This window comes from Acidimicrobiales bacterium, assembly GCA_041394265.1.
Lineage (GTDB): Bacteria > Actinomycetota > Acidimicrobiia > Acidimicrobiales > SZUA-35 > JBBQUN01.
Genome location: JAWKIO010000005.1, coordinates 4,450,563 through 4,470,895 on the forward strand (window position 1 = coordinate 4,450,563; position 20,333 = coordinate 4,470,895).

The window sequence follows — 20,333 nt, forward strand, 5'->3', positions numbered from 1 at the left end:
CGCCCGGCGCCCTCGTCATCACGTCCGAGGAGCTACGGCGGCCCATGCAACCAACAGCGGACCAGCTTCGTCGCGAGCGAGTGACGCCCGGCGAGTCCGGTGAGACGGCCTGGCCGCTCCCGGTGGTCGCCGCCACGTTGTTGATCCTCGTGCTCGGTGGGATCTCGCTGAACGGTCGCAGCATCTGGCTCGACGAGTCGATCACGGCCGGGCTCGCCCGGGGCTCCTGGTCCTCGTGGTGGACCGGTGTGGCCGAGGACGGTGGCAGTCAATCGCTCTATTTCCTCGCCGCCCGCCTCACCTCGATGCTCGGCGACGATCCATGGGTGTACCGCTTGCCCTCGCTGCTGGCGGCGGCGGCCGTGCCCATGCCGACGTACCGGCTCGCCGCTCGCCGCTTCGGACCGAGCGTCGCCACGATCGCCGTGGTGATCCTCGCCGTGAGCTACTCCTTCGTCACGAACGCGCAGGAAGCTCGGTCCTACACGATGCTGGCCGCGCTGATCACCTGGTCGTGGTTGCTGCTGGATCGGGCAATCGAGACGCCGTCCCCGGCGCGATGGCTGCGGTGGGGCATCGTCACCGCCCTCACGCTCTACGCCCAGCCGCTCGGGCTCCCCATCCTCATGGGCCAGGCGATCTGGATGCTGATCGAGCGCCGTCGGCTCGTTGCCCGATCGGTCATTACCGGCTTCGCTGCGGCCGCCGTGATCAGCGTGCCGTTCGGGTATCTCACGTTGTTCGAGGCCGGCGACCACACCAGCTGGTTGGGGACGTTCCGCCTCCGCAGCTTCGCCGAACTCGTCGCGGCCGCCTTCGGTGCCCAGCGAGTGTCCGACGCCCTGGTGCTGAGCGCAGTGGGGACACTTCTCGCCGTCGGGTTCGCCACCGTGGGCGCGCTGTCGCCGCGCCCGGGCAACGATGGCGGTCAACCGACGAGCGTCAGCGGTCACAAACGGCAGCTCCCGTACGTCCTGTGGGTCGTCGTACCGATCATGGTCCTGCTCGTGGGAAGCGCATTTCGGGCGTTCCTGATCGCCCGCTACGCCGTGCCCCTCGTTCCCGCCACTGCCACACTCGCGGCCGTCGGAATCCAGCGGCTCCGGCTGGTCGATCGTCGCGCCCCGCTTGTTGCCACCGCCGTCCTCGTCGCAGCGCTCCTCGGTCGCACGGTGGCCGGCTACGGCAACGAGCCCGTTCCGTGGGACGAACTCCAGGCCCACGTGTCCGAGCAGGCGATCATCGACGACATCGTGGCCTTCGAACCGGCGTACACTCAGGCGCCGTTCGAGTACTACACCTGGTTGCGGGGTGACGAGACGACCATGGCTCGCCCGATGGCGCCGGCGCTCGGATGGACCCCACCAAGACACCCGAACCTCGATGTGTACCCCACGACGCCCCTGGCGCCGCCCAGCGGCGCGTTGTGGATCGTGGTCCGACTCGACGAGGGGCGCGTGCCCGACCTCCTCGCGCGGTTCGGTATCCCGATGCGCGAGACGGAACGAACGAGCTTCGGAGAAGCGACGGTCATTCGCTTCGAGGAGGCCGAATGAGATGAGCAGGGAGACGAACGACATGACGGTCACGACAACGGAGCCGACCGCCGGGGATCGGCCCACGACGGACGCGCCGACCGCTGCCGACGGGTGGCCGCTGATCGGACGCTACGGGCCGGTGCTGGGCCCGCTGATGCTGGCAGCGATCGGCCTCGTCGATCTCGGCCGCAAGGGGGTCTGGCTCGATGAGGCGTACACCTGGTCGATCGTCGATCAGCCGACCTTCTCCCGGTTCATCGACGCCCTCGACCTGACGGTCTCCAACATGTTCGGCTACATGGCGATCGTCCGCCTCGTGGCCTCGGTCGGCGACGGTGCCGTGGCGTTGCGCCTGCCCTCGCTCATGTTCGCCGTGCTCACCGTGGTCGCCGTGTGGGCGATCGCACGGCGAGTGGCCACCCCGAACGCCGCCGGCGCCGCGGCCCTCCTCGCCGGTGCCAGCGTCCCGCTCACGTTCTACGGACTCGAGGCGCGGTCGTATGCCATGCTCGCCTGTTTGTCGGCGCTGAGCTGGCTCGTCCTGCTTCGCGCCCTCGATGATGATCGTCCCCGCCACTGGGTGCTGCTCGGTCTGGTGACCTTCGGAGCGCTCTCGGCGCACGTGATCGCGCTGCTCGCACTGCCCTCGATCGGCGTTGTCGTGCTGATGCGGCACCGCATCGATCGCGCCCTCCTTCGGCTTCTGCCCACCGGTGCCGCCGCCGCCGTCTGTCTCGCGCTGATCGCGCTCTCGACGCCCCGAGACGCGGCCGGCTTCCCGCCGCCGCTCAGCCTGGAGGTCATCGTCCGGAGTGCCCGACTCCTCGCCGGCGACCACGGTGTCTTCACTCGCGACGGTTCCGGTTTCGTCTTGATGCTGTTGTTCCTCACCCTCTTTGCCCTTGCGGCCATCCGACAGCTCCAGGAGCGGCCCGATCGCAACGACCGGTCGTGGATCATCTGGATCTGGTTCCTCGGCCCGCCACTCACCACGCTCGTGGTCTCGGTGGTCGAACCGCTGCTGTGGCACCGCATGCTCATCGGTTCGCTGCCGGCGGCCTTCGTCATCGTCGGGACCTACCTCGCGGACACCCGGCGGCGCACCGTTGCGCTCGCGACGCTGTTCCTCATCGTGATCCTCGGGTTCGTGCGCACCGAACGCATCGCCGACGACGACCTGTGGGAATTCGAGGCGTTGGCCGGTGAGCTGCGTGAGCGGTCCCAGCCGGGCGACGTGCTGAGCTTCACCCAACCGTGGGAGCGAGTCGGACTCGACTACTACTTCCGAGACGAACCCGATCGATTCGTGGCCGCACCCCCGATGGGCCCCGTGCTCGACTACGGCGAGATCACACAGAACGCCGAGCTCCTCACCGAGCGGGTTACCGGTGACCGCATCTGGCTGATCGATGGTGCCGACGGAGCACCGGTGTGGAAGGGCGACCTCCCGTCCGACGACGAGTTCGTCTTCGACGAGGCCGTCGACCTGCTCCCCGCATCGGCCACCCTCATCGACCGGTTCGAACTCGGACGTTTCAGCGTCCGGCTCTACGAAGTCGGCTGATCGCAAGCGGTCAGCTGGACTTGCTGGGCTGATCGCAAGCGATCAGCTGTGTCGCTGGGCTGATCGCAAGCGATCAGCTGTGTCGCTGGGCTGATCGCAAGCGATCAGCTGTGTCGCTGGGCTGATCGCAAGCGATCAGCTGTGTTGCTGGGCTGATCGCAAGCGATCAGCTGTGTTGCTGGGCTGATCGCAAGCGATCAGCTGTGACCGAGGGCGGTCCATTCGGCAAAGGTCAGGGGCGTCGGCGAGGTCGGCCAAAGGAACGCCACCGACTCCTCGGTGCCGGCGAAGTCGTTGTTCGAGAACGTCACTTCGGGGGCGACGTTCTCGGTGTTGGGATGATTGCCGACGTCTTCGACTAGCAGCCCAACTCGACCGCCCGGCGCGTCCTCGCACCCGTCGGTGGTCGGGCCGAGCACGTTGTCGGTGATCGTCAGGTTGCGAGTGACCCACAGTCGGTCGGTGTCGGGAGTGACGGTCACCGCCCAGTGGGAGATGTCGCCCGAGAACCGGTTTCGATCGATCTGCTGCACCAGGACGGAGGACTCGGCGTTCGTGATCGTGTTGTTCGTCACGACGACGTCGCGTGACTCGGAGAGGAGCACGCCGACCCCGTCGGCCGGTGTGCAGGCGCCGTGCACATTGTCGATCACGTTGCCCTCGATCCTCGCGTTCTCGGACACCTCGTAGAAGATGGCAACGGCGCGACCACCGATGATGTTGTCGATCGAGTTGTCGCTGATCTCGATATTGGTGCACTGGATGTCGCACCAGATCACCGGTCCGACACCGGAGAATCGATTCACCGAGATCGAGCTGTCGTGCACGAAGCCGAGCTTGATCTGGCCGGATTCCCAGTTGGGCGGTACACGCTCGTCATGACTGTTGCCGACGATCTCGTTTCCGACGATCACCAGGTCGCCGACCGTGCCCCCACCGATGCCGAGGTGACTGTTGCCGATGATCCGGTTGTCCTCGATCCGCATCGCCTCGCCCACGCTGATACCGGTACCGAGGTTGTCGTGGATGTGATTGCCGATGACGGTCCAACGAAGGCTGGAGGCTGCCTCGACGAGCACATCGGGAACCGCATCGATGTCGAGCTCGACATGGGGATGGACGACACCACCGCGCACCGGTGCGCCTGAGCAGTCGGATCGGAACAGCTCGCAGCGCTGTTGACTCGCATAGCCGGTGATCTCGAGCCCTTCGATGGTGACGTCGTCGGCCTTGCGCTCAGCTGTCGTCGAGAACGCATGGGTGGTCTCCCCGAGGCCATCGAGCACGGTGCCCGGCACACCCTGGAAGTGCTGGCCGTCGAGGGGAATCACCGAGAAGCGCTCGAACCGTCCCGGTTCGAAGCAGATCGTGCGGCCGGCACCCGCGCCATCGACGACTGCCTGCGGGTCATCGCCCGGTCGGAGAGGGGCACACGGGGGCTCGGTCGTGGTGGTCGACCCGGTCGACGGCGGTGTCTCGGCGGCACCCGACGTGAGGTCGTCGCCTTGCTGCGGGCCGGTGGTGCCCGTTGTCTGGGAAGGCGAGCTCACTTCGTCGACGTCGCCCCTGGTGCAGGCACCCGCTGCGAGCATGACGAAGCTCAGCAGCAGCACCACGATGGCCAGGCGGTGTCTTCGAGGTGGGCGTCGCACCACGCCGTCGGGAGTCGCCTCGGCCCCGTTCGGTCCTGCGTTCATCGGATCGACTGTAGCCTCGGGGGTCGAGTGCTCCGGGTCGGTCCCCGTGACCCGCCGACCTGGTCAGACGGAACGAGCCGAGGACGACACCATGATCACCCCCACCGATCCCGAGCGTCGTTCCGACCCCGCCGCTCACACGTCGCCTTCGCCGGTCGGTGAGGTCGCCCCGCTCGACGTGACGGTGTGCATTGCCACCTACCGACGCAATGACGAACTCGTTCGCCTGTTCTCCGGTCTTGCCGACGTTGCGCCCCCGAACGGGATGCTGCGATGGACCAGAACACTCGTGCTCGACAACAGCCCCGACGCCGGTGCCCGCGCCGTCGTCGCGGCCGGCTACGGCGACTTGAAGATCGACTACGTGCACGTGCCCGAGCCGGGCCTGTCCGCCGCACGGAATGCGGCGATCGACCACGCCGGCACCCCACTGGTTGCCTTTGTCGATGACGACGAGGTGCCAGCGCCTCAGTGGTTGGTCGAATTCGATCGCACCCTGCAGTCGTCACCCGATGCTGCGGCGGTGATGGGCCTGGTCAGCTACGTCTTCGAGACCCCGCTGCCCGCGTGGTTGGAGCAGACCGAGTTGTTCGAAGAGCCGACCCTGGTCGATGGGGCGGAGCCGGAGTACTTCGCCACCGGGAATGCCCTACTGCGCACCGACCTGGTCGGATCGCTCGGGCCGTTGTTCGACCCGTTCTTCGGCCAGCTCGGCGGCGAGGACCACCATCTCGGCTTGCGGCTGTCGGCGGGTGGCCACCGCATCGTGTCCTCGCCCCGGGCGGTCGTCCACGAATACGTTCCCGCCGTCCGCACCGAGCCGCGTTGGGCGGCCCGCCGGTTGTTGCGCAAAGGCGGATCGCTGACCAGCACCGAACTCCTGCTGGCCGACGGCCTGCGGGCTCGCCTCGTGTGCCGGCTCCGTCATCTGTTTCGCGGCGGTGCCCGCTTTGCCGTGGGCGCCGCACTGATCCTGACCACCCCGATCGTGCCCGGTCGCACGGTGTGGCGCGGTGGGCGGTTCCTCTTGATGGGGGTGGGGGAGTGCGCGGCGGTGCTAGGCCGACCGGTCGGTGAGTACCGGCGGCTCACCTCGCCGAGCTGAGCGTGCCCTGTCGATCCGCTTCTTCGCCCAGCCGAGCGTCTTCAGCGGATCGAGCGCAGCGGCCGCGACCTTGGTCAGCCGGGACTTGGCGGTGCGACCGTCGATCTGGTCGATGATCGCCTGGCGGTAGAGCACGCCCGAGACGGCCCGGGTCCGATCGAGCAGACCCATCCGACGTGACGACCGGTTGGCGAGGAACTCCTCCTGACTCACCACCGGCTTGCCGGCATCGAGCCGTCCAATCCGTTCTCGGGCGAAGGCCAAACCCTCCACCGATTGCCGTGATCCCCGCCAGGCACTGCTCGCCGGGTGTAGCCGGTAGGAGTACAGCACGTCGTCGAGCACGGCGAGCCGGGTCATGCGGCTGGCGTCGCCGAAGAAGCTCCAGTCCTCACCCGGACCGCTCCAGGAGTAGGCGAGACCATCACGGATCAGCGAGGTTCGGTACATGGTCGTCGCGTGGGAGATGGTGTGCCACCCTCGTTCCAGCCCAACGGTGATCGTTTCATGGTCGTTCGGCAATTGGGAGACGGGTCCGCCACCGTGATCGGTGATGAATTGGTACTGCGACCCGACGATGCCGATCTCGGGGTTGGCTTCGAGGAAGGCCACCTGGCGGGCGGCCCGTTCGGGGTGGATCAGGTCGTCGGCATCCATCCGCATGAGGTAGCGACCCCGAGCCTCCCGAAGCCAGCGGTTCACCGGCACGCCGAGACCGGCGTTCTCCTGGCGCTCGATTCGCAGGCGGTCGTCGTCGATGTCGGCAATGGACTCGAGTGAGCCGTCGGTCGAGCCGTCGTCGACAAGGATGATCTCGAGATCGGTGACGGTTTGCGCGAGCACCGATTCGACCGCAGCTCGGAGGTAGGGCCCCGGGTTGTGGGACGTCATCACGACGGAGACGAAGGGGTCGGCGTTCGCCGGGCGGTGGGTCACGCCGAAGGTCGACTCACCATGGCTCGAGCGAGGTGCCACAGGAACTTCGAGTTGGTGATCAGGTAGCGCTTCCACAGCCGACCGGGCTCTTGACCCAGTCGGAAGAGCCACTGCAGGCCCAACCGTTGCATCCAGCTGGGTGGAGGTTCGAGGGTGCCGGCGCCGTAGTCGAAGGCGGCACCGACGGCCAACATCGCGGCGTTGACCTTCCCCTGGTGGTCGGCCACCCAGCGCTCCTGACGGGGACAGCCCCGGCCGACCAAGACGATGCCGGCCCCGGAAGCGTTGATCCGCTCGATGTCGGCGAGGTCTTCTTCCGGAGTGGCGTCGCGAAACCGGTCGGGTTGCACGTCGAGGACCTTGGCGTCGGGATGGCGATCGTGGATGGCATCGACAAAGGCGTTGCAGGTGGCCTCGGTCGACCCGAACAGGTAGATCCCGATCCCGGTGGCAGCAGCGGCCTCGATGACCCGCCAGGTGAGTTCAGGTCCGTAGACACGATCGTCGAGATCCGCGTGGTGGAGGAGGTTCAGGGCCCACCGCACCGGTTGGCCATCGGGCACGGCCATCGAGAGCGAGTTGACCTGGTCCCGGAAGGTGGGGTCGGCGACCGCTTCCATCAAGCCGTGCACCGCAAGCGCCGACAGGCCGAACGAGCGGTGAGCAAGCGCGGCTTCGATCACCGCATCAGTGGCATGCTCGTAGGTCGAGACCGTCACGTCGACGCCGAAGAGGTCGAGCCGTTGGCCAAGGGGAGTGGTGGTCGCCGCGGTCACGAGAGTCATCCTGGCACAAGGTAGTAGCTCGCCGTGCCCGGCACGTGGAGTCGTCCTACCCGCTCCGCAAGGGAGAAGTGCCCAGGTCGGCGTGGACCCGGTCGGTTCATCGGCGAACGGCCGTGAGCAATTGGGCAATACCGCCGCTGAGCTGTCGGCGCTCCGGCTGGTCGAAGCCGGCCGCTGCGAGCATGTCGATCATCACACCGGGCTCGGGGAGGTACGACACCGACCGGGGCAGGTAGGCGTACGCATCGCCGTCGGAGAGGAGACCACCGACTCGAGGGACGACATGGTTGAAGTAGATGCCGTGTCCCCAGGCCATGAGTCGGTTGTCGGGGGCGGAGACATCGACCAGCGCGATCCGCCCGCCGGATCGGACCACGCGGCGCAGCTCGGCGAAGAACGGCGGCAGTGCCACCAGGTTTCGCAGGGCGAACCCGCAGACTGCGGCGTCGACCGAGCCGGATGCGATCGGCAGGGCCAACAAATCGCCCTGCACCCGATCGTGGCGGCTCTGGGCGGCGGCGAGCATGCCGTAGCTCAGGTCGATCCCGACCGGATGGTGCCCCAGCGCCTCGAGCGCCACTGCGAAGTCGCCGGTGCCCGAAGCCAGGTCGAGCACGAGCGAGGACGGGGCGAGATCGAGCGACGCGAGCGTCGCCTTACGCCAACCGACATCCATCCGGAAGGTCAAGATCCGGTTGACGAGGTCGTAGCGCGGGGCGATGGTGTCGAACATCGTTTGCACCGCCTGCCGCTTCTGATCGCCCTGGGGGAGCTGGTCGGTCGGCATCTGCACCATGGTCGGAGACTATCTGGCCCCTGCGTCCGCCCCATGACCGCCGTCGCCGTCCGCCGCCGGCGGCGCCGCCATCATCGCAGCGGTGTTCTGGTCGGGCCGATGTCTCAGCGGAGGCGTGGAATGGCCGATCAGATGGCAGATGGCAATACCGTGGTGGCTGCGACACCGAGGAGTGAAAGGCGTGGGTGCACGAGGTGGCTGATCAGAACGACGACCCGACGGCGAGCCGGCCGCAGATCCTTTTCGTCTGCACGGCGAACATCTGCCGCTCACCGGCGGCCGAGACGATCGCTCGTGACCGGTTTGGCGAAGCTCGATTCCGCTTTCGGTCTGCCGGGTTCCTCGAGCATGGCCGACCGTTCGAACCCGACATGGCGAAGGCGGTCGCCAAGCTCGGCGTCGCTGTGCCTGGCGACCATCGCTCGGCGGTGATCGATGCCGATCTCCTCGCCTCGTCGGCGCTCATCCTCACCATGGAAGCTCGGCATGTACAGAACATCGTGATCGAGGACGAACGTGCCTTCGAACGGGTTCTACCGCTCAAGGAAGCCGTCGAACTCATCGAACGGCGCGGCATCAACGGGCTCGACGGCTTGCTCGCTGCCATGGTCGATCGCGATCCCATGCGCTATCTCGATCGCCAATGGGACGTCGACGATCCCTACAAGCGAGGACGGCGTCACTACAAACGTTCCGCCGCCGAGATCCAGGAACTGATCGGCAAAGCGATCGGCGCCCTCTGACGAGCACGCGGCCGCCTCGCCTGCCGAGCCGCGTCCTTCCCGAACTGTCGAAACTCAAGCCCACCACCGCCATCCGTCGACACTGAAGCTCACTTCCGGGCTTCAGTCTCGACCGTTCGCTGGGTTGGGCTTCAGTCGTGACGGTTGGCGTCGGCGTCCGGGTCGACCTCGGTCCGGACGGTCGGCTCGCGCCAGGCCGTGGCCAGACCACCGTCGGTGGTTCCGCTCTCGACGAAGCCTTCGTCGTGCAGCCGCTGTCGTACCGCCGGGTCCACCGGTCCCATCGTGACGATGACCGTGGGGACGATCGCGAGCGAGTGATAGCCCTCCTCGGGGTACCCCCACGCCGCCGAGACACCTTTCGGATACGTGCCGATCGCGATGCCCGAATGCGTCACGATGTTCGAGAGGTAGTCCGCTCCCGACCGCCGGGCGGCAATCGACTCGGCGTGTGCCGTCGGATAGGCCTGAGCGTACGGATGGAGCATGCCCCCATGGAGACCGGCGACGATGTCGTCGGCTTCGAGCAGGCGGCCGATGCTCGCGATGTCGTCGAGTTCGCGATCGATCTGTCGATAGGTCGGCACCCGGTGAACCGTGAGTGCGACCATGAGGACCAAACCGCCGACGCCGACGACCCGGTGTGCACGATCGTCGGCCATTCGGATCACCGGCCCCAGCGCGGCGAGGGCGAAGACCCACGCATACAGCCCGAACCGTTGCCACAGGAACGTACCGTTGAACACCGACGGGGGAGCGAACACGCCGCCGAGCGCGATCACGATCGCGCCGAGTGCCATCGGCCCGTGGACCGCAACACCATCGCCGCGCCGGTAGCGGCGCCACGCCATGACCACGAGCCACGACAACAGGGCGGCGGCCAGCGTCGACTGCAGGACACGCTCGGTGGTGTCGAACGTCGCCATGAAGGAGTCGGCGATGGCGATCTTGACCGCTCGGCGGAGCGGCTCGTAGCGGCCACCGTCGAGCTGCGCCTTGGGAGCGGCGACGACGAAGAGGAGCACGGGCAGGGCGAGCACCCCGATCCGCAGCACCTTCGTGCGGCTGCGCACTCGCTGATCGGCCAGCTGCTCGAGCGTCAGCGATCCGGCGGCCACGGCATAGGGGAGGAGGTGGCAGAACCAGCAGACGACGAGCAGGACCACCGTCCGGACGATCCGGTCGTTGCGGGCAGCCGCCAGTGCCAGGAAGGCGACGCCGGTACCGAGGGTGAACTCGTAGAAGCCGGCATGGAAGAAGAAGCCGATCGACACCGGAGCGGCAACGCCGAGCGACGCGACGAGCGGCCAGCCGTAGGTGGCGAGCAACCGGCTGAGCCCCCACACCTGCACGAACAGGACGATCATCATCAGCAGCTGCTCGGCCCGATCGATCGGCATGACCGCCGACGTGCCCATGAGCGACCAGGTGGCGATCTGGTAGGGCCACAACCCAAGGTGCCACCGAACCGTCGAGTGGTGATCCACCAGTGCCTGGACGAGTTCGAGGTCGGCGAGACCGTCCTGCGGCCGGACCCGCAACCAGAACACCAGCACCACGTCGACAAGGGCGATCCCCCCGGCCAGGGCCGCCGTCCATCGCTTCGTGTCGCTTGTCATCGCCTCCGCCACCCTTGACGTGTGCCACCGTTACGGGACCGCACCGACACCGGCGCCGTGTGCACCGCGGAGCGGGTTCGCCCGGAATCGGGGGCGCCGGCCACCACGTGCACGCAGCGATCGTCCATTTGGTCCCGATCGGTGGGTCACGATACCCGAGCGGGGCGGCGCCGTCTTGATGCTTGCTTGATCAACAACCATCGCGGGTCCGCCCTGACCAGGGAACTCCCCGACTGGGCGGCATCGCCGCAGGTCAGGACTGGTTCAACTTCAAAAAAACTATGCAGAGGTGGCCCTGATTCTTACGACGAAAGGCTACAGTTTGATGTGTCGCCGCTCCTCGGAGCAGCGGCCGCTGACCCCGGGACTGCCGCCGCCCCCCGGGGTCAGCTTCTTTTTGGGCCTACCCGAACCAGATGCCTTGGTATTCGCGGCTGTGCGGGTGGAACACCGCAGCCACGAGGGCGACCGGGAACACCAGCGGGTTGACGACCAGCCGCAGCGTTGCTTTCAGGTCGAGTCCGTACCGCAGGAGCGCCACGATGAGCAGCACTTCGATCACACTCGCCACGCCCAGAGCGTAGTAGCCGATCCGCTTGTTGTTGGCCGTCCCGAACGCACCCACGCCGAGGGCGATGGCGGTCATCAGATGCAGCCCGGTGTCACGTGCGCTCAGGCTGAGCAGCCCGAAGACGGCGGAGAAGTAGCCGAGGAAGACCGCGGTCATCAGCGTTTGCGGGTGCGACGGGTTGAACCAGCGGTACATGGACCCAGTATGGAGCTCCGTCGGCCCGAGCGGACGGAGGGCGGGGTCACGACCCGGCGGTCGATCGTCGGCGAGGCCGCATCGCCACCGGTGTGGCGCTGTGGTCCGCACGGAGCTGACCGCAGGCGGCATCGATGTCGGTGCCGCGGTTTGCTCGAACGGTGACGTTGACCCCACGGTCGGCCAGCGCTCGGGCGAACACCCGGATCCGTTCCGGATCGGTGCCGACGGTCGGCCACCCCGGTGTGGGATTGAGTGGAATCAGGTTGACGTGGGCATCGGCCCGGCGAGCAACCTGGGCCAGTTCATCGATGTCGCGATCGCGATCGTTCGTGCCTGCGATCATGGCCCACTCGAACGACACCCGCCGACCGGTCGTCGCCCGGAACTCCCGACAGGCGTCGACCAGTTCGTCGATCGGGTGGCGGGAATTGATCGGCACCAACTCGGTCCGGAGGTCGTCGTTGGCGGCGTGGAGTGACACGGCCAGCCCGACCTGCCACCCGAGTGCGGTGAACCGTCGGATCTGCGGAACGAGACCGACGGTCGAGACGGTGATGTGCCGAGCGCCGATACCGAGATCGACGTTGATCCGATCGATGGACTCGATGACTCGATCGAAGTTGGCGAAGGGCTCGCCCATGCCCATGAACACCACGTTCGACAGCCGCCGGGGCCGAGCCTCGTTGCGGGCCGTGACCACCTGCTCGAGGATCTCGCCGACCGAGAGATGCCGCTCGTAGCCGGCCTGCCCGGTGGCGCAGAAGCCGCACCCCATGGCACACCCCGCCTGGCTCGAGATGCACACGGTGGAGCGCTCGGGATAGTGCATCAAGACCGACTCGATGCGAGCGCCGTCGTCGAGCTCCCACAACCGTTTGACCGTCAGGTCATCGGCGGTGGCCTGCCGAGCGATCGGGACGAGCGCCTTGGCGTAGTCCTCGGCCAACTCATCGCGCAATGCAGACGGCAGCGTGCTGATCTCGCCTGGTTCGATCCCCTGTTCGTACAGGCCCTTCCAGAGCTGATCGACCCGGAACCGAGGGTGGTGCGCGAGACGTTCGGCGAACTCGGCCCGATCCGGATCCCAAGGTGACCTCACCCCTTCACGGTAGCCGGGTCCCGGGTTCGGATGCGCCGCTCATGGCCGGGGGACCGCCTCCGAGACTGCGATGCGGCGACCTCGTTGCATTGCCAAACCGCTCAATATGCGGTGCCGATGTGCCGATACGAGCATTCGACGAGCGGCAGGGGGTCCTGACGTGCAACCAAGCGAGTACAGCAAGGTTCGTGCCGCGCCGCCGGGTCGATCGGCGTGGTTCGTCACGCTGCTGCGGCTGGTCGCCCCCGTCCCAGCGACCGTTGGCCGCAGGCTGGCGCCGCTTTCGGTCCTGGCCCTGGCGCTGATGCTGTGTCTGATCCAGCCTGCGCCTCGATCGCCGTCGGCCGAGCAGCATCGCATGCCCTTGGTCCTCGGGGCGGCGACGCAACGTGTCGCAGCGGGCGAGGACGTCCAGGCGGCGATCCAATCCGCTGGACCAGGCGCGACGATCGTGCTCGCCGCCGGAGTGCATCGCGGTCAGTCGCTCGTCCCGCTCGATTCCCAGACGATCACCGGTGAGGCCGGCGCCGTTCTCGACGGCACCGGGGCTCCGACCCCATTCGCCATCTCGGGCTCGGCATCGGACGTCGTCGTCTCCCACCTCGAAATCCGCAACTACACCAAGCCGATCTGGGGCCCGAATGAGTATCGCCACCAGGGGGCCATCCACGGGGCGGAGGTGAACGCCGGCGGCGGTTTCGTCGCCATCGCGAGCAACTGGCGCATCGAAGCCAACGACATCCACCACAACGCCGGTTGGGGAGTGGCACCAGGCGACGGCTTCGTGATCCGCCAGAACACCCTGCATCACAACGGCATGGCGGGGATTGGCGGTGGTGACTTCAACGGCGGGTTGATCGAGTCGAACGACATCTACTCGAACAACGACCCGTCAAACTCCACCGGCGACTTCAACTACGAAACCGGCCGTCCCTGGGACTGGGCATGGAACGCGGCCGGCATCAAGGTGGCGAACGTCAACTGCCGGTCGATGGCGAGCACCGGCTCCTGCAGTGGAGGGACGGCGCTCGTCATCCGTTCGAACCACGTACACGACAACGTGGGTGTCGGGATCTGGTGCGACATCAACTGCAACGACGTCGTGATCGAGAAGAACCTGGTCGAGCGGAACATCGGACGTGACAGCGTCGGCATCTTCTACGAGATCTCCCAGAACGGGACCATTCGCGACAATGTCGTCCGCGAGCAGGGGGCCAGCGGCAACTACCTCAGCCCCAGCGGGATCATGGTCTGGTCGTCCGATGGTGTGCTCGTCGAACGCAATCGGATCGAGGGCACGGCAAACGCCATCGTCGGCAACGCCCGACCGCGAGAGTTCAGCCGCACGCTGCGCAACATGGTGGTTCGCAACAACGTGGTGATCACGCTCGGACGCCCGACCCGAGTCGGGATCGCAACCGACGAGCACAGCGACTTCAAGCGGGCCGGCAACCGCTTCGAGAACAACTACTACGACGACCTCACGAAGTTGGGGTTCTGGTGGACCGACCTCTCGCAAGGGGATCGAAGCCTCACCCTCGAGCAGTGGAAGGCACTCGGCTTCGTTCCGGCATCGACCCCGCTGGCGTCCCCGGAGACGCCGACCGTGGTCGTCCCCGCAGCCCCGCCAGCAACGACCGCGCCTCCGGCAACGACGGCGCCTCCGGCAACGACGGCGCCTCCGGCAACGACCGCAGCCCCGCCCGCAACCACTGCGTCGCCGGCAGCCGCTGGGTCGCCGGCCACGATCGCGCCGCCGACCGCAACGCCGACGACCTTGCCGTCAACCGTCACGCTGCCGACGACGAAGGACGGTGTCACGGCTCCGTCGACGGGTTCGACGACACCGACCCCGGGCGATGCCGCCGATCGAGCCATCGGTGACAGCCCTTCGGCCACACCGGCCGAGAGTGCGCCCGAAGCCCTGGCCTTCGCCCCAGGGGACCCTGCCGATCCGACGCTTCCGTCCGGCGACACATCTGACAGCACCGACGCGGCCCCGGACGGGTCGCCCTCCGGCGACCTCGCCGAGAACCAGGTCGACCCCGAGCTCGGTCTTGGTCATCAGCTCGTCGAGACCTCTTCCGACGGCGGTGCGTCGTCGTCTCCCCGTTCCGTGCCGATCGCGCTGGCCGCCGCCGCCACGCTGCTGACCATGTGGTTGGGTTCACGGTCGCTCGTGGATCGTCTGCGGGGCGCAACCCGTCGTTGAGCACACGGTGAGGCGACCGGCCGCGGTAGCTTCGGATCATGAGCGATCAACCCTCGACGATCCCGATGCCACCGATCGACGAGCACCACCATCGCGACATCCAGGGCGGAGCGGCTCGGGCCGCCGTGTTCGGAATGAGCGACGGCCTGGTGTCCAACGTCGGCCTCATCCTCGGCGTCGCCGGTGCCGATTCCAGCTCATCGGCGGTGGTGCTCGCCGGCCTCGCCGGTCTCGTTGCGGGCGCGATCTCGATGGCGGCTGGCGAATACAACTCGATGCGGGTCCAATCCGAGCTCCTCGAGCGTGAGCTGGCGATGGAGCGGCGTGAGATCGAGCGCAATCCGGCGGTCGAGGCCGTGGAACTCGCCCAGCGTTATCAATCCCGCGGCGTCGACCCCGACCTCGCTCGCAACCTCGCGAATTCCCTGATCGACGACCCGGATCTCGCCCTCGAGTTCCATGCTCGTGAAGAGCTGGGCATCCAACCCGGCGAGCTCGGTTCACCCATCGGTGCTGCCGTGGCCTCGCTCGCCACCTTCTCGGTCGGTGCCGTGCTCCCTCTGATCCCCTGGCTCGTGTCCGACGGCACCAGCGCGATCGTCGCCACGCTCGTGGTCGCGCTCGTCGCGGCGGTTGGACTGGGTCTCGCCATCGCCAAGTTCACCGAGGTCTCACGGACCAAGACCGTCACACGGCAGGTGCTGTTCACCGCCGTTCCTGCAGCACTCACCTACGCCATCGGCTCGGCGGTCGGCGTCGGCGTGTAGCTGGCGGTCCCGGTCGCAGCGGTCCACGTCGAGACCGTCTGCCCTCGAGGCGTCCTCAATCGCGTCGCCAGGCCCGGTCGATCCTGACCGTCGAGAACCCCAGCCGTTCGTAGGTTCGCACCGCCGGTGCGTTGTCACACTCGACGTAGAGCATGCCTTCAGTGAGGCCGCGGTCACCGAGCCACCGGAGTCCGGCGGCGGTCATCGGCACACCGAGGCCTTGGCCGTGGAAGTCGGGATCGATGCCGATCGCAAAGATCTCACCCAGCGGCGGCCGTTCGTGGATCTTGGTCCAACAGAAGCCGGCCAACCGTCCGTCGCGTTCGAACATCCGAACACCATCGGGATCGAACCACGGTGCCGCCATCCGTTGCTCCAGGGTGTCCTGGGTCCACCCACCCTGGTCGGGATGATCGACGAAGGCTCGGTTGTTGACCTCGATGAGCGCAGCGTCGTCATCGCCCGGACGAAAGGCCCGCGTCGGCACGGGTTCGGCATCGATCGGCAGCGGGCAGCGCATCTGCTGGAGCGCCCGCACCTCGCGGAACCGATGACGGGTGAGGACCGACTCGTGCCAGTCGTAGGCGGGCTTGCCCCAGACCTCGACCTGGTCGACCGGCACGGCGATCGGTGAAGGGTCGGTGGACAGGACCGACACGAGGAGTGCATCGAAGACCTCGGCCCGATCCCAGCGTGAATGGGGCGACACCAGTGCGTCGAGCTGGAGTCTTCCGCCTTCGACCGTGCCCCCGACGAAGCCCACCGGGTGAGCGTCGCCAACCGCGACGGCGGCGATGAACGTGTGATCGGGGTGATTGATCTCGCTCACCCAGGCGTCGGAGAAGCGATCGTCTTGCAGGTCGGCAGCCAGGGCGTGGTCGAGGAGATGGCGGGCCACGCCGACGATCTCGTCGTCGGCGGTGTCTTCGACTCGAACATCGAACATCATGGTGCGGCGTAGCGTCCTGGCGAGGTCGGGGGCGAGGTGGTCAGCAGTAGCCTCGCAGGCATGGCCCGCCCTCGCACACCCAACGGTCGCGCTCGCCGCGCCCACGAGCTCCTGGCGATCGAATATCCCGACGCCATCTGCGAGCTCGACCACCAGACCCCGTTCCAGTTGCTGATCGCCACGATCCTCTCTGCGCAGGCGACCGACGTGGGTGTCAACAAGGCGACGCCCGGGTTGTTCGCTCGCTTTCCCGACGCGGAATCCCTGGCCAGTGCCAGCCTCGAGGAGGTCGAGCAACTCATTTCGAGTCTCGGGTTGTACCGCAACAAGGCCAAGAACATCGTGACGTGTGCCCAGCAATTGCTCGAACGGCACGACGGCGAGGTCCCGGGGCCGATGAAGGACCTGGTGGCGCTCGCCGGCGTGGGGCGCAAGACGGCGAACGTGGTGCGGAGTGTCGCCCTCGGCCTGCCGGGACTGCCCGTCGACACCCACGTGCTGCGGCTGAGCGGACTGTTGGCGCTGACCGAGGAAACTGATCCGGTGAAGGTCGAGCATGCGCTCAATCCGATGATCCCGGCCGGTGAGCGTGGCGAGTTCAGCCTACGGATGATCCTGCACGGACGCCGGGTCTGCGTGGCTCGTCGCCCCCGCTGTGGCGAGTGCACGCTCGCCTCGTTCTGCCCGTCGGTGCAGTGACGTTCTCGCCGTGGGTGCAGTGAGGTTTTGCACCGTCGGTGCAGTGACGGTCGGACGATCTACTGGCCCCGGATTCCGGCGCTGAGAGGCGAAATCGGCGGTTCGTCGAAATTTCAGTCCGAACATCACCCCACGACACGCCGAACTCACTTACGCTGTCTTGCCTACCAGGTTCCCGCCACCTGGTAACCGCGACCTGAGGATCCGCCGCCTCTCGTCGCTCCGTCGGCGCCCTCCATTTGGTGGGCGCCGACGTGATTTTGGGCGCTGATGTCGGACTCGCTGCGCGGGTCGGCCAGCGGAGCGTCAGCGGGGACGGGTCCGAGCGACGGCCTTGGTGAGTCGACGTGACGCGGTCTCGAGCTGTCGTTCGACCTCGCGCAGCTCGACGCCGATTTCCTCGTCGTCTCCTGCCTCCCGGGCAATCGCTGCCAGCCGGCGAACGAGATCATCGAGCGTGGCGGAAAGGCTTTCGAGAGCGTTGACATCGAGCGGCATGGTGCGTCCAAATCGCTGGCGGGACCAGGGGGCGCTCACGGTACCGTCTCACGGGACCAACGCCGGACGTCTCCGTCGCTCCTCCCATCAGAGAAGCCGGATCGTGCGGCCGGCCCTCGGGAGGACTCCGTGCTCAATCGGCTCGATCTACGTGGACGCGGCACCGACGTCGTCGACCACCTTCCCCGACCGACCCTCGACGGCGATGAGCCCATCGGCGTGGTCCGGGAGCTGATCGCACGCGTTCGGAACGAGGGTGATGCGGTGCTCCTGGAGCTGACGGCGACCTTCGACGGCGTCGAGCTCGAGCAGGTCCGGGTGCCCGACGCCGAACTCGACGCGGCCGTCGCCGGTCTCACCCCGGAGCTCCGCTCCGCGATCGACACCGCGATCGCGAACGTCACGACCTTCCACGAGCACCAGCGGCGTGCGAGCGAGGCCATCACCTCCGAGGGGATGACCATCACGGCCTATCAGAAACCGATGCGCCGAGCCGGTGTCTACGCACCGGGAGGCCGGGCGGTCTACCCGTCCACGGTGATCATGAGCGCCGTGCCGGCCCGTGTGGCCGGTGTCGGCTCGGTCGTCCTCTGCGTGCCACCCAACCGAGAGGTCGGCGGGGTGCATCCCACGGTCCTTGCTGCCGCTCGTCTCAGCGGGGTCGACGAGGTCTATGCCGTCGGGGGAGCGCAAGCGATCGCGGCCATGGCCTACGGCACCGAGTCGATCGCTCCCGTCGATGTGATCGCCGGCCCGGGCAACATCTACGTTGCGCTCGCCAAGCGTGAGGTCGCAGGCGACGTCGGCATTGCCGCTGCGTTCGCCGGACCGTCCGAAGTCGTGGTGGTGGCCGACGCCTCGGCCGATCCTCGCTATGCCGCCATCGACATCATGGTCCAGGCCGAACATGGCCCCGACGGGTTGGCATGGCTGGTCACGACCGATCCCAATGTGGCCGATGCCGTCTGTGATGCCGGCAATGCGTTGCTCGACGTTGCGCCTCGTGCCGCCGACATCCGCTCGACCCTGGCCGAAGGCGGCTACGTCGCCATCGTCGACGACCGCGCGGCCGCGCTCGCGGTGGTCGATGCGATTGCTCCGGAGCACCTCGAACTCCAAATCGCCGACGCTGCGGACTTTGCTGCCGAGGTGAACAACGCCGGCGCCATCTTCTGTGGCAACTTCGCTCCCGCGTCGATCGGCGACTACGTCGCCGGCCCGAGCCACGTGTTGCCCACCTACGGTTCGGCCCGGTTCTCGAGCGCGCTCACCGTGGCGGACTTCTGCAAGGACCATCACGTGGTGACCATCACCGAGTCCGGGATGTCGCGTCTCGGCCCCGCCACCGCGGCCCTGGCCGACGTCGAGGGGCTGGCGGCTCATGCCGACTCGGTTCGCCTCCGTCTGGCCGACATCTCGAAGGAGCGCAACTGATGGCTCGTCCCAAGGTCCGAAACGACCTCGCCGCCCTCGAGGGGTATCACTCGCCGCAGGTCGAGGTCGAGGTCCGGCTCAACACCAACGAAGCGCCGACCGCGCCGCCGGCGGCGTTCACCGAAGCGGTAGCGTCCGCCGTCGCCGGCGTCGAATGGCATCGCTACCCCGACCGGGCAGCACTGGCGCTGCGCACCAGAATCGCCGAGCTCCATCACTGCGAACCCGGGCAGATCTTCGTTGCCAACGGGTCCAACGAGGTGCTGCAGACGATCCTGCTCACCTTCGCCGGCCCCGGTCGCTCGGTCCTGACCTTCGAGCCCACCTACGCGCTGCACCAACATCTCGCCCGCATCACGGGTGCCCGCACCATCGAAGCCGAGCGAACCGACGGGTTCGGCATCGACCTCGACCATGCCCGGTCGGTGATCGAGCGAGAACGGCCGGCGGTCACGTTCCTGTGCTCACCCAACAATCCGACCGGCATCGTCGAGACGCCCGAGACCGTCCGTGCGATCCTCGACATGGTGGCGAGCGTCGACGGCTTGCTGGTCGTCGACGAGGCCTACGGCCAGTTCGCGAACTGGACGGCGCAGGAGTTGCTCGACGACGACGTGCCCCTCGTGGTGAGCCGTACCTACTCCAAGACCTGGGCCATGGCGGCGGCCCGATTGGGCTATTTGATCGCTCCCGCATGGTTGGTCGACGAACTCGACAAGGTCGTGCTCCCGTACCACCTCGATGCACTCAAGCAGGCGGCGGGCCTGATCGCACTCGACTTCGTCGAGTCGATGGACGAGCGGGTCGCCAGCATCGTCGAGGAACGGGGCCGGATCGAGGCGGCGCTGAGCGATCTCGGTGTCGAGGTCTGGCCATCCGGCGCCAACTTCTTGCTGTTCCGCCCGCCGGGCGCGCTGGCCGACCCGTCGGTCGGCAACCGGGTCTGGCAGGGCTTGCTCGACCGCTCGGTGTTGATCCGCAACACGGCGAGCTGGGATCGCCTGGGCGGCTGCCTCCGGGTCACCGTGGGCACGCCCGAGGAAAACTCGAGGTTCCTCGAGGCCATGGCTGCCACACTGCAGGCGGTCGCATCGAACGCCGGCTCATTGAAGGACACCTGACG

At 67.3% G+C, this 20,333-nt stretch carries 18 protein-coding genes; 9 read left to right on the forward strand and 9 right to left on the reverse strand.

Annotation, left to right across the window (positions count from 1 at the left end):
- The first annotated feature begins 44 nt into the window (after positions 1 to 44).
- Both R2733_21395 and R2733_21400 read left to right on the forward strand, forming a co-directional pair.
- The gene (locus tag R2733_21395) at positions 45 to 1,556 is read left to right on the forward strand and encodes a glycosyltransferase family 39 protein (protein MEZ5379068.1); all 1,512 of its coding nucleotides are present in this window, start codon (positions 45 to 47) and stop codon (positions 1,554 to 1,556) included.
- 1 nt (position 1,557) lies between these two features.
- Positions 1,558 to 3,102, forward strand: coding sequence for a glycosyltransferase family 39 protein (locus tag R2733_21400; protein MEZ5379069.1), 1,545 nt, complete (start codon positions 1,558 to 1,560; stop codon positions 3,100 to 3,102).
- 197 nt (positions 3,103 to 3,299) lie between these two features.
- Here R2733_21400 and R2733_21405 read toward each other — a convergent pair whose 3' ends face one another.
- Complete coding sequence (locus R2733_21405; protein MEZ5379070.1) at positions 3,300 to 4,799, reverse strand: right-handed parallel beta-helix repeat-containing protein; 1,500 nt, start codon at positions 4,797 to 4,799, stop codon at positions 3,300 to 3,302.
- Between the two features lie 91 nt (positions 4,800 to 4,890).
- Between R2733_21405 and R2733_21410 the strand changes: the two genes are divergently transcribed.
- Positions 4,891 to 5,904 carry a glycosyltransferase gene (locus R2733_21410; protein MEZ5379071.1) on the forward strand — a complete coding sequence of 338 codons (1,014 nt, stop codon included), beginning with the start codon at positions 4,891 to 4,893 and terminating at the stop codon, positions 5,902 to 5,904.
- Here the strand turns inward: R2733_21410 and R2733_21415 are convergent.
- The 3 genes from R2733_21415 to R2733_21425 all read right to left on the reverse strand — a co-directional run bounded on the left by R2733_21415 (position 5,857) and on the right by R2733_21425 (position 8,421).
- Positions 5,857 to 6,840 (reverse strand): glycosyltransferase family 2 protein, encoded by a 984-nt coding sequence (locus R2733_21415; protein MEZ5379072.1) that lies wholly within the window; start codon positions 6,838 to 6,840, stop codon positions 5,857 to 5,859. The two genes, R2733_21410 and R2733_21415, sit on opposite strands and share 48 nt — an antisense overlap.
- Positions 6,837 to 7,625, reverse strand: coding sequence for a WecB/TagA/CpsF family glycosyltransferase (locus tag R2733_21420; protein MEZ5379073.1), 789 nt, complete (start codon positions 7,623 to 7,625; stop codon positions 6,837 to 6,839). The genes R2733_21415 and R2733_21420 overlap by 4 nt, the downstream gene beginning before the upstream one ends.
- A 97-nt stretch (positions 7,626 to 7,722) precedes the next feature.
- The gene (locus tag R2733_21425; GenBank protein ID MEZ5379074.1) at positions 7,723 to 8,421 is read right to left on the reverse strand and encodes a ubiquinone/menaquinone biosynthesis methyltransferase; all 699 of its coding nucleotides are present in this window, start codon (positions 8,419 to 8,421) and stop codon (positions 7,723 to 7,725) included.
- A gap of 194 nt (positions 8,422 to 8,615) precedes the next feature.
- Between R2733_21425 and R2733_21430 the strand changes: the two genes are divergently transcribed.
- Entirely contained in the window at positions 8,616 to 9,164 is a 549-nt protein-coding gene (locus R2733_21430; GenBank protein ID MEZ5379075.1) for a hypothetical protein, read from the forward strand.
- 131 nt (positions 9,165 to 9,295) lie between these two features.
- Here R2733_21430 and R2733_21435 read toward each other — a convergent pair whose 3' ends face one another.
- The 3 genes from R2733_21435 to rlmN all read right to left on the reverse strand — a co-directional run bounded on the left by R2733_21435 (position 9,296) and on the right by rlmN (position 12,651).
- Positions 9,296 to 10,783: a hypothetical protein gene (locus R2733_21435; protein MEZ5379076.1), complete on the reverse strand. Its 1,488-nt coding sequence runs from the start codon at positions 10,781 to 10,783 to the stop codon at positions 9,296 to 9,298.
- Between the two features lie 403 nt (positions 10,784 to 11,186).
- Positions 11,187 to 11,549, reverse strand: a complete 363-nt coding sequence (locus R2733_21440) for a hypothetical protein (GenBank protein ID MEZ5379077.1) — start codon at positions 11,547 to 11,549, stop codon at positions 11,187 to 11,189.
- A gap of 46 nt (positions 11,550 to 11,595) precedes the next feature.
- Entirely contained in the window at positions 11,596 to 12,651 is a 1,056-nt protein-coding gene (rlmN, locus tag R2733_21445) for a 23S rRNA (adenine(2503)-C(2))-methyltransferase RlmN (protein MEZ5379078.1), read from the reverse strand.
- A gap of 160 nt (positions 12,652 to 12,811) precedes the next feature.
- Between rlmN and R2733_21450 the strand changes: the two genes are divergently transcribed.
- Both R2733_21450 and R2733_21455 read left to right on the forward strand, forming a co-directional pair.
- A complete protein-coding gene (locus tag R2733_21450) occupies positions 12,812 to 14,863 on the forward strand; it encodes a right-handed parallel beta-helix repeat-containing protein (GenBank protein MEZ5379079.1) in 2,052 nt (683 codons plus the stop codon).
- Between the two features lie 38 nt (positions 14,864 to 14,901).
- Positions 14,902 to 15,630: a VIT1/CCC1 transporter family protein gene (locus tag R2733_21455; GenBank protein MEZ5379080.1), complete on the forward strand. Its 729-nt coding sequence runs from the start codon at positions 14,902 to 14,904 to the stop codon at positions 15,628 to 15,630.
- Positions 15,631 to 15,685: 55 nt separating this feature from the next.
- On the opposite strand, the gene mshD is transcribed toward R2733_21455, so the two are convergent.
- Positions 15,686 to 16,579: a mycothiol synthase gene (mshD, locus tag R2733_21460; GenBank protein ID MEZ5379081.1), complete on the reverse strand. Its 894-nt coding sequence runs from the start codon at positions 16,577 to 16,579 to the stop codon at positions 15,686 to 15,688.
- A 60-nt stretch (positions 16,580 to 16,639) separates the two neighbouring features.
- On the opposite strand from mshD, the gene nth reads away from it, so the two are divergent.
- Positions 16,640 to 17,278: an endonuclease III gene (gene nth, locus R2733_21465; protein ID MEZ5379082.1), complete on the forward strand. Its 639-nt coding sequence runs from the start codon at positions 16,640 to 16,642 to the stop codon at positions 17,276 to 17,278.
- A 306-nt stretch (positions 17,279 to 17,584) separates the two neighbouring features.
- On the opposite strand, the gene R2733_21470 is transcribed toward nth, so the two are convergent.
- Complete coding sequence (locus R2733_21470; GenBank protein MEZ5379083.1) at positions 17,585 to 17,776, reverse strand: hypothetical protein; 192 nt, start codon at positions 17,774 to 17,776, stop codon at positions 17,585 to 17,587.
- 129 nt (positions 17,777 to 17,905) lie between these two features.
- Here R2733_21470 and hisD point away from each other — a divergent pair, with 129 nt between their 5' ends.
- A complete protein-coding gene (hisD, locus tag R2733_21475) occupies positions 17,906 to 19,210 on the forward strand; it encodes a histidinol dehydrogenase (protein ID MEZ5379084.1) in 1,305 nt (434 codons plus the stop codon).
- Positions 19,210 to 20,331, forward strand: coding sequence for a histidinol-phosphate transaminase (gene hisC, locus R2733_21480; GenBank protein ID MEZ5379085.1), 1,122 nt, complete (start codon positions 19,210 to 19,212; stop codon positions 20,329 to 20,331). Before hisD ends, hisC begins: the two co-directional genes overlap by 1 nt.
- Positions 20,332 to 20,333: the final 2 nt, after the last annotated feature.